We start from the raw sequence: 15,480 nt of genomic DNA on the forward strand, positions 1-15,480 counted from the left end.
ATTAGTTGCTGAGCAATGACCATTTGTAAATGGGCAGTTCCGGCGCCACGGTTTGGGAGAATTTAGCTGGACTCATGAAATGGCGGCATACGGAAAACGAAGGCGTGGGCGCAAGGAGCGGCTTAGTGCGGCCAGCGAGGCTGGCGGCGTCAGGCCGGTGTGGCCCGGGGTTGAAGGCGGGCGGCTGAAACCTCTTGCGGCGGAGGAGGTAGCGCTGGTTGAGGAAACGGCGCTGTCGCTTCTGGAAACGCTGGGGCTGAGCCAGGCCATTCCGTCCATGATCGGCAAGGTTTGCAGCGCCGGCGGGCAGCTGACCGAAGACCGCAGGCTGCTGTTTCCGCGGGACTTGGTGCGATGGGCCGTGGAGGACGCGCAGAAGGCATTCACGCTGTGCGGCCAGGAGCCGGAAAAGGATCTGCAGCTCAGTGGCGCGCGGGTCCACATGTCGACAGGCGGCGCAGCGCCGGGGGTGTTTGACCTCGACACCGGGGCCTACCGCGACTCGACGCTGGCGGACCTGTATGACGCGGCGCGGATTGTCGACCGGATGGAGAACATCCACCACTTTAGCCGATCGGTGGTGGCCCGCGACATCGAGGACAACGCGGCGATGGATCTGAACACCGCCTATGCTTGCCTGATGGGCACCTCCAAGCATGTCTCGATCTCGATCAGCGCCCCGGAGAACGTGCGGCCAATCGCAGATCTCTGCTATCAGATCGCCGGCGGCGAAGCCGCGTTCCGGGCGCGGCCCTTCCTGACGGTGATGGTCTGCCATGTGGTGCCGCCGATGCGGTTTGCCGAGGAAGCCTGCGAGGTGCTGGAGGCGGCGATCAGGGCCGGCTTCCCGGTGCAGCTGATCAGCGCGGGTCAGGCCGGGGCAACCAGCCCCGCCACAATCGCCGGGTCGCTGGTGCAGGCGGTTGCCGAAACATTGGCCGGGCTGGTTTTTGCCCGGCTGGTGGACCCGGAGGCCAAGTCGATCTTTGCCCCCAAGCCGCTGGTGGCCGATCTGCGCACCGGGTCGATGTGCGGCGGCGGCGGCGAGCAGGCAATACTGATGGCGGGCGCGGCCCAGATGGGGTGGCATTTCGGCCTGCCGGTTTCCTCCATCGCGGGGATCACTGATTCCAAATGCCTGGACGCGCAATACGGCGCCGAGAAATCGCTGGCCGTGGCGATGGCCGCCCATGCAGGGTCCAACATTGTGACCCAGGCGGCGGGCATGCAAGCGAGCCTGCTGGGCGTCAGCCATGCGGCCTATGTGAGCGACAATGACCTGCTGGGCAACATCCTGCGCACGATCCGCGGGGTCGAGGCCACGCCGGAAAATATTGCCGCCGATGTGATCGCCCAGGTGTGCCGCGGCGAAGGCCACTATCTGGGGGAGCAGCACACTTTTGAGCGGATGAAGTGCGACTACTTCTATCCGCACATCGGCGACCGCCGGTCCCCTCGCGAATGGCAGGAGGATGGCGCCCGGCCGGTTGGCGACGCCGCGCGGGACACGGCCCGTGAAATTCTGGGCGCGCATTTTCCGCAGCATGTCAGCGATGAGACCGACCGCGCACTGCGCGCTGCATTTGATATCCGGCTCACCCGTGAACAGATCGGCAGGCCCGCATGAGCAACAGTGAACTTAGCAGCCGCGCCCGTGCGGCGCTGCCCGGCGGCGTCAGTCACGAGCTGCGCTACCGCGCGCCGCATCCGGTCTTCATCGAACGCGCCGCAGGTGGCGAGAAATGGGATGCGGTGGGGCGCCGCTACATCGACTTCAAGATGGGGTCCGCCAGCCAGATGCTGGGCCACGGCCACCCTGCAATTGTTGAGGCGCTGCAACGGCAGGCCAACCGCGTGATTTTCAGTGCCGACTGCCACGCGGCCGAGACCGAATGGGCGGAATGGGTCAACCGGCTGTTTCCCTGCGCTGAACGCACCCGTTTCACCTCCTCGGGCAGCGAGGCGACGATGCTGGCGATGCGGCTGGGCCGGGCCTGGTCCGGCAGGGACAAGGTGCTGCGGGTGGACGGCCATTACCACGGCTGGCACGACCACGCATTGAAAGGGGCCAAGGCGGGCAGTCTGCAGACAGCGTCATTGGGGGTTCCAGCTGCGGTGACGGGCCTGATCGAGGTCTGCGCTGCTGATCCGCAGGCGATGCAGGCGGCCCTGCAGGACAGCAGCATCGGCACCGTGATTATTGAGGCTTCCGGGGCCAATTATGGTTCTGTGCCGCTGTCTGCGGACACTTTGCGTGCCCTGCATGACGCGGCCCGGGCTGCAGGTGCAGTGCTGATCTTTGATGAGATCATCACCGGCTTGCGCTGGTCGCCCGGCGGGCGGCAGGCGCGCGACGGCATCGTGCCGGACCTGACGACGCTGGCCAAGGTGGTGACCGGCGGCCTGCCGGGTGGTGCCGTCTGCGGCCGGACGGAGATCATGGAGCTGATGAACAACGCCGCCGCGCGGGACGGGCTGTCGCCGCCGGTCAGCCACAAGGGAACCTTCAACGGCTCCCCGCTGATTGCCGCGGCCGCCTGCGCGGCGATGCCGTTGCTGGCCACCGGAGAGGCGCAGGTGCAGGCCGATGCCATGGCAGAGCGCCTGCGCCGCGGCCTTAATGCCCTGATGGCGCGGCACGGGATTGCGGGATGCGCCTATGGGGAGAGTTCAACCTGCCACCTGCTGTTTGGGGCAGCAGACCCAGAGGGGCTGAGCCCGGCTGCAATCCGCAGCGTGCCGCCTGCCTTGGTGGCCGGCCTTCGCGGCGGCCTGCTGGCGCGCGGCGTGGATCTGATGAGCCATACCTCCTGCGTGACCTCCGCGGCGCATACCCCGGAACTGATAGACGAGGCGCTGGACGCCTTTGATGCTGTGTTTGCCGCACTTATCCAGGACGGAGTGCTGCAATGACCCTGCCATCCTGCGCCCGCACAGTGATCATCGGCGGCGGTGTCATCGGCTGCTCCATCGCCTATCACTTGGCCCGCGAAGGGCGGACCGACATCGTGGTGCTGGAACGCTCCAAACTGACCAGCGGCACCACCTGGCACGCGGCAGGGCTGGTGCGCCGGCTGCGGCCCTCGGCGGCGCTGACCAGGCTGATCAACTACTCGATCGACCTTTATGGCGCGCTGGAGGTGGAGACCGGCCAGGCCACCGGCTGGACCCAGACAGGTTCGCTGACGCTGGCGACCAACCCGGACCGGCTGATCAACATCAAGCGGCAGGTGTCGCTGGGCCGTGCCTTTGGGCTGGAGGCCGAGGTGGTGGATGCCGCCCGAGCCAAGGAGCTGTGGCCGCTGATTGAAGCAGACGATGTGATTGGCGCGGTCTGGTCGCCTGCCGATGGCCGCGTGAACCCCTCTGACGTGGCGCTGGCGCTGTCCAAGGGTGCGCGGGCGCGGGGGGTGCAGATCTTTGAGGACACCGCCGTCACCGGGCTGCGGAAGAAGGGCGGGCGGATTTCCGGCGTCGCGGTGGGCGATCATGTGATCGAAGCGGAGGAAGTGGTGATCGCCTGCGGCCTGTGGTCGCGCGAGGTTGCGGCGATGGCGGGGGCGCATATGCCGCTCTATGCCTGCGAGCATTTCTACATCCTGACCAAGCCGTTGCAGGAAGTGCAGGCGCTCGGCAAGGGCGCGCATCTGCCGACATTGAACGATCAGGACGCGTTCCTCTATGCCCGTGATGATGTCGAGGGGCTGCTGGTCGGCTGTTTTGAACCGCACGCCAAGGGGCTGCCGCTGGACCGGCTGCCCAAGGATTTCTCCTTCGACCTGCTGGACGAGGACTGGGACCACTTCATGCCGATGATGGAAAACGCCTTGCGCCGCATCCCCGCCTTGGAGAAGGCCGAGGTGCGGATGCTGCTCAATGGCCCCGAAAGCTTCACCCTCGACAGCCAGTTCATGCTGGGGGAAAGCCCGGAGGTGCCGGGGCTGTTCCTGATGGGCGGTATGAACTCCACCGGCATCGCGCTGGCGGGCGGGGCTGGGCGCGCGATGGCGGAGTGGATCATTGCGGGCGAGCCGGCGATGGATCTGAACGAGGCTGACATCCGTCGCTTCAGCCCCGAGATGAACGTGCTAGGCGCGCTGGAGGCCCGCATTCCCGAGGTACTGGGCCGCCATTACGACAACCCTTATCCGGGCCAGTCGATGGAGACCGCCCGCGGCCAGCGCCGCTCGCCCATCCACGCAGGGCTTGTGGCGGCCGGTGCCCGTTTTGAGCCCCGCGGCGGCTGGGAGCGCGCGGTGCATTTCGGCGGTGAGGAGGCGCATCTGCCACTGACTTTCGGCGCGCCTGCCTGGCGCGATCAGGTGGGCCGCGAAGTGGAAGCCTGCCGCAGCGGCGCCGCCATTCTGGACCAGAGCGTCTTTGGCAAGATCATGGTCCAGGGGCAGGATGCCTGCGCCTTCCTCAACCGCCTCTGCGCGGCGCAGATGGACATCCCTGAGGGCCGTATCGTCTATAGCCAGGTCCTCAACGCCAGAGGGGGAGTTGAGAGCGACATCACCGTGCGCCGGCATGGGCCGCACAGCTTTCTGATGACCGTAGGTGCGGGCGAAGTGGTGCGTGACTTAAAGCGGATGCGCGAGACCAAGGGCGATTTCCACGTGGAGTTCACCGATGTGACCAGCGGCTATGCGATCCTTGGCCTTGCGGGCGCAAAGGCCCGCGAGGTGCTGCAAGCCACCTCAAACAGTCCTGTACCGGATCTGAGACGTTTTCAGTTTGCCCCGGTTGAGATTGGCCTAGCGCGCGGCTGGGCCGGTCGCCTCAGTTTCACCGGCGAGGAGGGCTATGAGCTTTACATCCCTGCCGACATGGCGATGGCGGCCTATGAGGCGCTGTTGGCAGCGGGCGCGACCCACGCCGGGCTTTATGCCAGCGGTTCGCTGAGGATCGAAAGCGGCTTCCGGGCCTTTGGCCATGAACTGGGTCCCGGCACCACGCCGCAGGAGGCTGGATTGGGTGCCTTTTGCGCCTTTGGCACCGGCTTCGCTGGTGAGGAAGCGCTGACGGGCCACACCCCGGAACGCCGGATCGTCTCGATCCTGTTTGATGATCCGGAGGCGATCCCGATCCATGACGAGCCGATCTATTTCGATGGCAAAGCCGTGGGGCAAATTACCTCGGCCGCCTGGAGCTACCGCTATGGGCGCTCGGTTGCGCTGGCGATGATCCATGCACCCTTGGACCAGCTGGCCAAAAATACTGTTGTCAGCGGTTTTGAAGTTGAAATCGCCTGCACCCGCCATGCCGCCAAGGCCTCCTTGAAACCCGCCAAAGAGGCGTTTGCACATGACTGACACCATCCGCACCACGCAGGTCGCGATCATCGGCGGCGGCATCATGGGCGTGGCTGCCCAGTTCCAGCTGGCGGAAAATGGCTGGACTGATACGATCCTGTTTGAAAAGGCCGAGCTGACTTCCGGTTCCACCTGGCACGCGGCGGGGCAGATCGCCCATGCGGTGGGTTCGCGTCTGGCCGGCTGGATCAACAAGACCTCGATCGAGACCTACAAACGGGTCGAACAGGAAACCGGCCAGTCCATCGGCTGGCACGAGGTTGGCGGCTTCCGCATCGCCACAACCGAGGACGAGGTGGACTGGATGAGATCCATCATGGGGGTTGGCAAGCTCCTTGACCTGCCGATGGAGCTAGTCGGCCCGGAAGAGGTCGCCCGCGTAAACCCTTTCTACAAGGTGGACGACGTCAAGGCGGCAGTGCGGACATTCGAGGACGGCCATATCGACCCGTCCTCTGTGACCATGGCGCTGGCCGCTGCGACCCGGGCGCGCGGTGCCAAAATAGAACGCCGCAATCAGGTTCTCGGCGCTTCCCGCAAGGGCGGTATGTGGCTGCTGCGCATGGAAAAGGGCGATGTTCTGGCGGAACACGTGGTGATCGCCGCGGGTTCCTATGCCAATCAGGTCGGGGAGTGGTTCGGGCTGAAGATCCCTTCGGTCAGCTGCCTGCACCATTATCTGGTGACCGACACTGTTCCGGAGTTTCTGGGCCGTCCTGAACTGCCTGTGATGCGCGACAACGCCTATGGCGGCTATATCCGGCAGGAGCAGAAATCCGGCCTCATTGGCATCTACGAGGGTCATGTCTGTCCCACCGTCTGGGAGATGCCGCAGGGCGCGCCCTGGGCTGCAGAGAATGAGCTGTTTGAGGCGGACTACGACTCCATCGGCGAATTCCTGATGATGGCGTTTGAGAAGATGCCGGTGCTGGCGGAGCTGGGCATCAAACGCGTGGTGCGCGGAGCGATCACCCATACGCCGGATGGCGGCATGCTGGTGGGGCCGTCGGGTGCGCCGAATGTCTGGCTGTCCTGCGGCTCCTCCATCGGGCTTGCCTGGGGCGGCGGCGCAGGCAAGGTGCTGGCTGACTGGATGGTGCATGGCGAGACCCAGATCAACACCCGCGGTCTTGATCCGCGCCGTTATGGCAATTTCTCGACCGATCATTTCATCGTAGAGCGCACCAAGGATGAATTCATGCGCCGCCATGACACCCCGTGCCCCGGCAAGCAGTTCGAGAGCCTGCGGCCGTTGAACCGCCATGTGCTCTATGACCGGCTGGCCGCAAAGGGTGCGGTCTTCGGCGAGGTCGCAGGCTGGGAGCGCCCGCGCTACTTCGGCGCGGTTGGCGAGGTTGAGCAGATCGGATGGGGCCATCAGCCCTGGCATGCCAAGGCGATGGCGGAGGCCAGGGCAACGCGGGAGGCGGCGGGTGTCATTGATCTTTGCGCCTTTGCCCAGTTTGAGATCACAGGCCGGGATGCAGGCGCGCTGCTGGACCGGCTGTCGGCCAACAGGGTCCCGTCCCGCGACGGGCGGATGAGCCTCAATCACCTGCTGACAGATAAAGGCCGGTTCGAGACCGAGATCACCATCTGGCGCATGGCCGAGGACCGCTTTTTCACCGGCTCGCCGATTGCCCGCGCTAACCCGGATTTCGGCTGGATCAAGTCGCATATCTGCGACGGTGAAGACGTTCAGATGATCAACCGCAGCCAGGATTGGGGCATGCTGGCGCTCTCTGGCCCGGCCTCGCGCCGGATCCTGGCGGAGCTGACGGATGCGGACCTCTCGAACCGGGAGTACCCGTGGCTGTCCGGGCAGGAGATCACCGTGGCGGGCATACCCTGTTACGCGCTGCGTGTTTCCTTCGTGGGGGAGCTTGGCTGGGAGCTGCACGCGCCGCTCGCGCAGATCGGTGCTCTCTATGACGCTCTGTTTGCCGCCGGGCAAAAGCACGGGCTGACCGATCTGGGGTCTTATGCTTTTAACGGGATGCGGATGGAGAAAGCCTACCGCGCTTCGGGCGAACTGACCACCGACGTGGGGCCGCTGGATGTGGGGCTGGAGCGGTTTGTGGCCGCCGAAGGCCGCAGCTTCCTGGGCAAGGACGCCCTGCTGGCGTGCGATCCGGCTAGGGAACTGCTTTACGCGGAACTTCACGCGGACGGAATCGACATCCACGGCGGCGAGCCGGTGCTGCTGGATGGTCAACCGGTCGGGCTGACCACCTCCGGCGGCTATGGGTACACCGTCGGCAAATCGCTCGGCTGGCTGTTTGTGCGCAAGGGAACCCCGCGTGAGGGCCTCAGTGTGCAGATCCTGAACCGTAAAATTCCCGTGACCGTCCACCCGGACGCCATCTTTGACCCGCAGAACCTGCGGCCCCGATCCGAGGATTAATACATGACCATGATTAATGGCGGCGAGGCCGTCTATCGCGTTTTGAAGGCCAATGGCATTGATACCGTATTCGGCCTGCTGGGCGGGTCCATGCTAGAACTGTACGACGCAATTTATAAGGGCGGGGAAATAGCCTATGTCGGTGCCCGGGATGAGCGTGCAGCGGGTCATATGGCTGACGCCTGGGCGCGGATGACCGGCAAGCCCGGGGTGGTGCTGGGGGCGCAGGCGGGGCCGGGGGTGGTCAACACCGTGACGGCGGTTGCAGAGGCGCAGCTGGCCTATTCGCCGCTGGTGGTGATCGCCGGAGCCATCACCCGGGCCGACCAGTGCAAGGACACCTTTCAGGAAGTGGATCAGGTGGCCCTGTTTGCGCCCATCTCGAAACGCTCGGTCATGGTCACTGATCCTGCGCGCCTGGCGCCGATGCTGGAGGATGCGATCCGGCTCGCCAATTCAGGCCGCCGCGGGCCGGTTGTGCTGCATGTGCCGCGCGACCTGTTTGCTGCCGACGTGCCGGCCACTGCTCCCAAGCCGGTGAATATCGCCCGCCCGGGGCCTGGGGCGCCGGAAGACATCAGCGCCATCGCGGCAATGCTTTCCGCTGCAAAACGTCCGGTGATCTTTGCAGGCGGCGGGTTCAAATGGGGCAGGGGGTGTACCGCGCTGACCGCTCTGGCCGAAACCTTGGAGGTGCCGGTGGTGGCTTCGACCGGCCATGCCGACGTGATGCGCCACGGCAATCCCTGGTTTGCAGGTCAGGCCGGGCCGCGCGGCAACCGGGTGGCCAGCCGCCTGACCAAGGAAGCCGATGTGATGGTGGTGCTGGGCGCGCGGCTGGGTTTCAACTCCACCTTTCACAGCAATGATTACGTCGGCGCGGAGACCCGTATCGCCCATGTGGACATCGACGGCTCTGCCGTGGGCCGCTACTTCCCGGCCGAGATTGCGGTGCAGGCCGATGCCGGGCTGACGGCCGAGGCGCTGACCACGGTGGCATCTAAACCGGCGGCGGATGAATGGCGCGCTGCCTTCAAGGCGGACATGGCTAGCCTTGCCGCTGAACGCGCGGAGGAAGCGCGGATCGCCACCCTGCCGATGCATCCGCGCCGGGCGCTGGCGGAGATCCGAGCCGCGTTGCCGGAGAACGCCATCGTCACCCTGGACACCGGCAACACCTGCCTGCAGGCCGCCGACCGGCTGGCCCACTATGAGCCGATGAGCCTGATCACGCCGCTGGACTTCGGTCTGGTCGGCTTTGGCCTGGCCGCGGCCATCGGCGCCAAGGCTGCCGCGCCGGAGCGCCCGGTGGTGGCGGTGATGGGTGACGGCGCAGTGGGCTACACGATGATCGAGATCCAGACCGCCATTCAGCACAGGCTGCCGATCATTGTGGTGGTCCTGGATAATGAGGCCTGGGGGGCTGAGAAAGCCTACCAGCAGGAATTCTATGGCGGCCGCCTGCTGGGCGCGGAAATCACCTCGCCGCGCTATGACAGGTTTGCGGAGCTTTGCGGCGGCAGAGGCATCTGGGTCGATGGGCCCGGCGAGATGGGTCCGGCCCTGGAGACTGCGCTGGCCAGTAATGAGACCACCATCATTCAAGGCAAAATTGATCCGGGTGCGCTGATGACCCTGCGCAAGGATCTGTTCAAGGCACCGCACAAGGACTGAGACCATGACGACCTGGGACACGATCATTATCGGCGCCGGCAATGCGGCCTTCTGCGCCGCCCACGCCGCGCGGGAAAAGGGGGCAAGCGTGCTGATGCTGGAATGCGCGCCAGAGGCGGAAAACGGTGGCAACTCCCGCTATACTGCAGGCGCCATCCGCTTTGCCTATGACGGGGTCGAGGACATCCGCGCGCTTTGCCCGGACCTGAGTGAAGAACAGATCGCCATCACCGATTTCGGCACTTACACCGAGGCGCAGTTCTTTGACGACATGTTTCGCGTCACCCGCTTCCGAACCGATCCCAACTTGTGCGAACGGCTGGTAACCACCTCGCGCGAGACCATGCACTGGATGCGCGGCAAGGGCATCCGCTTCATGCCGATCTACGGGCGGCAGGCGTTCAAGGTCGATGGGCGGTTCAAGTTCTGGGGCGGGCTGACGCTTGAGGCCTGGGGCGGCGGCCCCGGCCTGGTGGATGCACACACCAGAATTGCCAAAGAGGCCGGTGTCGAGATCCGCTATGAAACCCGGGCAGTGGAGATCTTGACCGACGGTTACGCAGTGACCGGCGTCAAGGTCCGCCACGGGGGAGAACTTCAGGATCTTCACGCGAAATCCGTGGTGATTGCCTCAGGCGGCTTTCAGGCCAGCCAGGAGATGCGCACCCGCTACCTTGGCCCCGGTTGGGAGATGGCCCGGGTGCGCGGCTCCCGCTTCAACACCGGCGAGGGGATCAAGATGGCGATGGCGGCCGGCGCCTCCACCTATGGCAACTGGTCGGGCTGCCACGCGGTCGGCTGGGACTACAACGCACCGGAGTTCGGCGACCTGGATGTGGGCGACGGCTTCCAGAAGCATTCCTACCCCTGGGGGGTGATGGTCAACGCAACGGGGCGCCGTTTTGTCGACGAGAGCGCGGATTTCCGCAACTACACCTATGCCAAATACGGCCGGGTGATCCTGAACCAGCCGGACCAGTTCGCCTGGCAGGTTTTCGACGCCAAGGTAACCCATCTGCTGCGAGACGAATACCGCATCAAGCGGGTGACCAAGGTGACAGCCCCGACGCTGGAGGAGCTTGCGCACAAGCTGGAGGGGATCGACCCGCAAGGCTTTCTCGATGAAATCCGCACCTACAATGCAGCGGTGGACACGGACACGCCGTTTGATCCGAACATCAAGGACGGCCGAGGCACCCGGGGGCTGAGCGTGCCGAAATCCAATTGGGCCAACACCATCGACGAAGGCCCGTTCGAAGCCTACCAGGTCGGTTGCGGCATCACCTTCACCTTCGGCGGGCTGAGGATCGACCCGGACAGCGCGCAGGTGCTGGACAATGACCTTGCGCCGATCCCGGGCCTGTTCGCGGCAGGGGAACTGGTCGGCGGGGTCTTCTATTTCAACTATCCTGGCGGGACCGGCTTGATCAGCGGATCTGTTTTCGGCCGGCTGGCGGGGGCGCATGCCTTTGGCGGATAGGGACAGCTGGCTTTCTCAAATGGAGACGGGCAGGCCACAGGATCTAAGTGAATGGGCTGATGGCTGAGTCGCCTGCACGACGTTGCATGATGAAACCACTTTCCGGAAACTGTTGTCTCTGACTGGCATGTCAGCTTTCTGACAAGTATCAGCCGTTCGCTGATCCTGAAGAATCCGGCATTCTGGGCTCGTTCCAGGTTTTCGCGGCGTCCGGCGTGAACGTCCGGTCTCGGCCGACCCAATAGTTAATGCGCCAGTTATAAACTGATGTAATTCAATGACTTAGAAGACGTCGAAGTCAGCCTTTTTGTGTGTAGGCGGTTAGCCGGGGTGCCGCGGCCCGGATGCCTCCTGGGCCACGCTGTGAGTGCCTTGTAAACCCCATCCAGGAATGTCACCGGCTGCGCAAAGCAGTAATGTCACCACAGGGCGCAACGGGAACAAGGCTTTTCAGCCCGCAGATCTCAAATATCGAAGGGCTGGAAAGCCTTGTGGGTAAAGGGGATGCCTATAGCGATTTTGACCTTGCGAGCTTAATGATCAGCGCTAGGAAAACCGCCGCCACTGCCGGTATTGCAACAAATGTGATCGGGATGCAGAAAAACACTGCGCCATGTCTCGCGATCAACTCGTCGCGTTCCGAAAGTTCGAAAGGCAGGTATCCCATCAGTGCAATCAACACGGCACCTGTTAGGAATGTCGCTCTCTTGAGCATTACAGATTGCTCGCCTCTTTTTTAATGAACTATGAGCCGCCTTTATTGGTAACTTGCCCACCGCAAACCGGTCAATCACCGATAACCGGCACCTCTGGCACACCCAGCTTGCGAGGCCTGGGCTGATACCCCATCTTCTCGGAGTTGGTCCGCAGCTTGGGCTTTGGCGGCGCCTTCTCCTGCATCTCTTTGACATAGGCAAGGACCGCGCCGAGCCGCTTGTTCTCGGTGACGGCCGCATGGGTGACGCGCTGGTCCATATCAAAGATCCTGTAGGGCAGGGCCTGGCCTTTCCAGCGCACCTCGAAGCCCCCATCCGCAAAGGCATAGGTATCAACGTATTTTCCGATAAGGGCGCGTGACAGCGCGTTCTCTTCCAGCATGATCCGCTTGCGGTCATAGGAGAACGTGAGCTGCTTGCCGACATAGCGGTTCTCGCGCCAGCACAGAACTTCCGCCAAACGGCCCGGTTCCACATTCAACGCCCGGTGCAGGTTATCCGGTTTGGCCGGGGCCTTGGAAAACTTGGCGTTGAAGCGAGTTTTGAAGCCTTCCAGAAAGGCGTTTCCGGCCTCCATATTCGAAACACCTGCCAGTCTCAGCTCTTTGACAAGCCGGTCCTGAAGCGTGCGGTTGGCCCGTTCAACGCGGCCTTTGGCCTGAGAGCTGTTTTCGCACAGGATCTCGATGTTCAGCTCATTCAGCGCGCGCCCGAGCTGGGTTATGCCTGCGCCATTCCTGGCGTCTTCTTTGCCACCCCGGAATACCGAATGTTTGTCGCTGTAAAAGGCCACGGGACGGCCATGCTGAAGCAAGTAGCTGTTCAGCGCCTCGAAATAGCTGAGCGTGCTTTCCGACTTCACAAACCGCAGTTCGGCGAAGACCTCAGGAAGCTACATCTTGGCTAACTGTAACGACCTGCGAACATAAACGACTCGACCTGCAATCATAGTGATTATCGGCCCGAATTATTTGCATCTATCGAAGGGGCCAAACCCGAATAATCTGCGAATGAACCCACATTGTTTGCAACCAGCCTGCAATCATCCGGGCCGAACCCAGATTACGTGCGAACGGTAGGCCGGTTGGAGTGCTTGGCATGTTTAGGTTGAGCGAAGGCAGCGCAGCAACTGCCGTTCGCTGCACGGGTCATAAACACGAAAGACGCCGGACAAAGTGCCGTTTCGCTGCATGCTGCCACAATGGCAGGAAACTGCGTACTTTGTCTGGGGCGGTCCTGATGAGCGCGGAAGCAGAAGTTCGCGGCAGCCTCTTGCCGGTCCTAAGGCGGGAAAGAAGCCGACGATCAGAACCGGCACCCGGACCGTTGCCCCTTAGCAAGGAGCTACCTGAACAGTTCAACACCGCCAACGGGCCGAAGCCCATGCAATTTCAAGCGGAAATTCGTTTACGCCCAGAACCCCTGTTAAGTTGCTGACTGGCTTAACTACCAGCCTTTGCCTGGAAAGCCTCCGCATGGCTGGGAAACAGTGTCTGAAGGAAATTCAGTGTCTGCTCCAGCGCCCCTTCCCGAGTGTAGATGTGCGGAAACAAGTGCAGCTTCTGCCAGTATCCGTCGGTCAGCGAGTCAATCCAGCCGCCGGCCTTGTCGGCCTTGCCGGGGTCCTCCGGTATCAGTTCGTGGCAGATCTCGGCGAGCATTTGAGACCTCTTTTCCTCGAACTCACCGGTGATTTCGGCGTATTGAGGCACGAAATTCTGCTCCCCGAAGAAGGCAAACCAGATGGCGAGCGCGCTGGGGTTGCAGATCTTGGGGCTGAAGTCCGCCTCGATGATCGTGCGCAGGCGGGCCGCCGGGTCCTCGGGCGCTTTTTCCAGTGCCGCCTGCCAGTGAGCCTCGTAGGTCTGGTACTGATCGCGCAGCGCCTCGGTCAGAATGCCGGTCTTGGACTTGAAATAGAAGACGGCAACGCCCTGCGACAGCCCGGCTTCATTGGCCACGGTTGCCAGCGTCGTCTTGGCCAGGCCATTGGCCACGATCGATTTCAAGGTAGCATCGAGAATCTGCCGCCGCCGCATGTCGGCGTTTTCCTTGCGTTCCTTGCGCGGCTTCCTGCCGCTGCCCTGCGATGCCACCATGAGAAATCCAGATTTCAATTTTCTTCCTTGTTCCACACTTCTTCGCGGCTGTCAGCCGGATTATTTTTATTTGAGCGCTCAAAAAAACTTTACCGGAAAATTCTTCTCCTCTAGGCTCCGGTGAACGACAGCCGGACCAGGAGAGATTCATGGGGCAACACGACAGATTTGACGCCATTGTGGCCGGGGCCGGGCACAACGGGCTGACCGCGGCCTGCTACCTGGCCAAGGCCGGGCTGAAGGTTCTGGTGGTGGAAAAGAACGATTGGATCGGCGGCGCCGCGGTGAGCCGGTCCCTGCATGAGGGCTGGACCTATTCCAATTGCTCTTACGTCTGCTCGCTGCTGCGACGTGAGATCGTGCGCGACCTGGAGCTGCCGAAATACGGGCTGCAGGTGATCCCCTATGAAGGCGGCGCCAGCTTTGACAGCGATGGCGACTACTTTGCCTATATGTCGGATCATGACGCCTTGCGCCGGGAAATCTCCCGCCATAGTGCCCGCGATGCCGATGCCTATGACCGGTTCAGCCAGACGGTGATCCGCCAGTGCCGTTTCATCCGGCCCTTCCTGCTGCGTAACGCGCCGGACCCGACCTCGCTGAAGCCGCGCGATATTGGCGAGCTGCTGTTCCTGATTAAGCAGGCGCATGGGCTGGGCAAGAAGGAGCTGGGCGAGACCCTGCGTTTCTGGTCGATGTCGATCGGCGATTTCCTGGATGAGCATTTTGAGAATGACCTGATCAAGGCGCATATCGCCGGCGCGGGCATCATCGGCACCGGGCTGGGCGTCTACTCCCCCGGCACCGCCTATGTGCTTCTGCACCACTACATGGGCGATGTGGACGGCGCGATCGGGGCCTGGGGCTTTGCCCGCGGCGGCATGGGCGCGATCTCCAACGCGCTGGGAGCCTGTTTCGAGGAGGCAGGCGGCACCATCGTCACCGGCTCCGGCGTCGACCGGTTTCTGGTCAGCAATGGCAGGGTGACCGGAGTGGCGCTGGCCAACGGCGACGAATACCACGCGCCCATCGTCGCCTCCAACATGGATGTGAAACGCACGTTCCTGCAGCATACCGGCGAGCAGTACCTGCCTGGCGATTTCGTAAAGGCGGTCAAACGGTTCAAGATCCGCGGCTCCTCGGGCAAGCTGAACATCGCGCTGGACGCGCTGCCGGAGTTCCCCGCCGCTCCCAAGGGCGCGCCTTTCCTGCGCGGCGATCTGCATTGCGCCGAAAGCCTGAACGAACTGGAGCGCGCATACGACGACTGGAAGGAGGGACGCTGGTCGCAGAACCCTTACTTCGACATGCTGATCCCCAGCCAGATCGATCCGACAATGGCACCGCCGGGCAAGCACATGATGACTGTCTTTGTGCAATACGCCCCATATGACCTGGAGGTCGGCGGCGTGCGCGCGGGCACCAACTGGAACGGCCAGACACGCGGCGCTTTTGCCAATTGCGTCTTTGACAAGCTGGAGCAGGCCTGCCCCGACATCCGCAGCAAGACTGTGCATGCAGAAGTCCGCACCCCCTGGGACATCGAGCAGGAGGTGGGCCTGACCGAAGGCAACATCTTCCAAGGCGAACTGACCTTTGACCAGCTGCTCTTCAACCGCCCGGTGCCGGGCTACGCGCAATACGACACTCCCATCAACGGCATGTATATCGTCGGTTCCTCCGCCCATCCGGGTGGCGGGGTGATGGCGGCGCCGGGGGCAAATGCCGCCCGCGAAATCCTGCGAAATATCGGCCGGGGCGGCAACATGACCGGCTACGCGGCCTGAGGAGC

At 63.2% G+C, this 15,480-nt stretch carries 9 protein-coding genes and 1 pseudogene; 8 read left to right on the forward strand and 2 right to left on the reverse strand.

What is annotated here, in order from left to right:
* The first annotated feature begins 79 nt into the window (after positions 1-79).
* From AQUI_RS0101730 to AQUI_RS30525, 7 genes are all read left to right on the forward strand, one after another.
* On the forward strand, positions 80-1,627 hold the full coding sequence (locus AQUI_RS0101730) for a trimethylamine methyltransferase family protein (protein ID WP_027255986.1): 1,548 nt from the start codon (positions 80-82) through the stop codon (positions 1,625-1,627).
* The gene (locus AQUI_RS0101735) at positions 1,624-2,913 is read left to right on the forward strand and encodes an aspartate aminotransferase family protein (protein ID WP_027255987.1); all 1,290 of its coding nucleotides are present in this window, start codon (positions 1,624-1,626) and stop codon (positions 2,911-2,913) included. The genes AQUI_RS0101730 and AQUI_RS0101735 overlap by 4 nt, the downstream gene beginning before the upstream one ends.
* Positions 2,910-5,315 carry a GcvT family protein gene (locus AQUI_RS26805; protein WP_035919544.1) on the forward strand — a complete coding sequence of 802 codons (2,406 nt, stop codon included), beginning with the start codon at positions 2,910-2,912 and terminating at the stop codon, positions 5,313-5,315. Before AQUI_RS0101735 ends, AQUI_RS26805 begins: the two co-directional genes overlap by 4 nt.
* On the forward strand, positions 5,308-7,719 hold the full coding sequence (locus AQUI_RS0101745) for an FAD-dependent oxidoreductase (protein ID WP_027255988.1): 2,412 nt from the start codon (positions 5,308-5,310) through the stop codon (positions 7,717-7,719). The genes AQUI_RS26805 and AQUI_RS0101745 overlap by 8 nt, the downstream gene beginning before the upstream one ends.
* A gap of 3 nt (positions 7,720-7,722) precedes the next feature.
* Complete coding sequence (locus AQUI_RS0101750) at positions 7,723-9,393, forward strand: thiamine pyrophosphate-binding protein (protein WP_027255989.1); 1,671 nt, start codon at positions 7,723-7,725, stop codon at positions 9,391-9,393.
* 4 nt (positions 9,394-9,397) lie between these two features.
* Positions 9,398-10,873: an FAD-dependent tricarballylate dehydrogenase TcuA gene (tcuA, locus tag AQUI_RS0101755; protein ID WP_027255990.1), complete on the forward strand. Its 1,476-nt coding sequence runs from the start codon at positions 9,398-9,400 to the stop codon at positions 10,871-10,873.
* Positions 10,874-11,289: 416 nt separating this feature from the next.
* Complete coding sequence (locus tag AQUI_RS30525; RefSeq protein ID WP_156916744.1) at positions 11,290-11,613, forward strand: hypothetical protein; 324 nt, start codon at positions 11,290-11,292, stop codon at positions 11,611-11,613.
* A gap of 46 nt (positions 11,614-11,659) precedes the next feature.
* On the opposite strand, the pseudogene AQUI_RS26810 reads toward AQUI_RS30525, so the two are convergent.
* Positions 11,660-12,463, reverse strand: a pseudogene (locus AQUI_RS26810) (ISNCY family transposase); the annotation flags it as partial.
* A gap of 568 nt (positions 12,464-13,031) precedes the next feature.
* Positions 13,032-13,706 (reverse strand): TetR family transcriptional regulator C-terminal domain-containing protein, encoded by a 675-nt coding sequence (locus AQUI_RS0101770; protein WP_245596835.1) that lies wholly within the window; start codon positions 13,704-13,706, stop codon positions 13,032-13,034.
* Between the two features lie 131 nt (positions 13,707-13,837).
* Between AQUI_RS0101770 and AQUI_RS0101775 the strand changes: the two genes are divergently transcribed.
* Entirely contained in the window at positions 13,838-15,475 is a 1,638-nt protein-coding gene (locus AQUI_RS0101775; RefSeq protein ID WP_027255993.1) for a phytoene desaturase family protein, read from the forward strand.
* The last annotated feature ends 5 nt before the right edge of the window (positions 15,476-15,480 follow it).

Origin of the sequence: Leisingera aquimarina DSM 24565, assembly GCF_000473165.1 — a bacterium.
Lineage (GTDB): Bacteria > Pseudomonadota > Alphaproteobacteria > Rhodobacterales > Rhodobacteraceae > Leisingera > Leisingera aquimarina.

Bases quoted from the DNA above. Each gene is read 5' to 3' on its own strand.
- AQUI_RS0101775 (WP_027255993.1), top strand. From the start codon at position 13,838: ATGGGGCAACACGACAGATTTGACGCCATTGTGGCCGGGGCCGGGCAC.
- AQUI_RS0101750 (WP_027255989.1), top strand. From the start codon at position 7,723: ATGACCATGATTAATGGCGGCGAGGCCGTCTATCGCGTTTTGAAGGCC.
- AQUI_RS26805 (WP_035919544.1), top strand. From the start codon at position 2,910: ATGACCCTGCCATCCTGCGCCCGCACAGTGATCATCGGCGGCGGTGTC.
- AQUI_RS30525 (WP_156916744.1), top strand. From the start codon at position 11,290: ATGTCACCACAGGGCGCAACGGGAACAAGGCTTTTCAGCCCGCAGATC.
- AQUI_RS0101730 (WP_027255986.1), top strand. From the start codon at position 80: ATGGCGGCATACGGAAAACGAAGGCGTGGGCGCAAGGAGCGGCTTAGT.
- AQUI_RS0101735 (WP_027255987.1), top strand. From the start codon at position 1,624: ATGAGCAACAGTGAACTTAGCAGCCGCGCCCGTGCGGCGCTGCCCGGC.
- AQUI_RS0101745 (WP_027255988.1), top strand. From the start codon at position 5,308: ATGACTGACACCATCCGCACCACGCAGGTCGCGATCATCGGCGGCGGC.
- tcuA (WP_027255990.1), top strand. From the start codon at position 9,398: ATGACGACCTGGGACACGATCATTATCGGCGCCGGCAATGCGGCCTTC.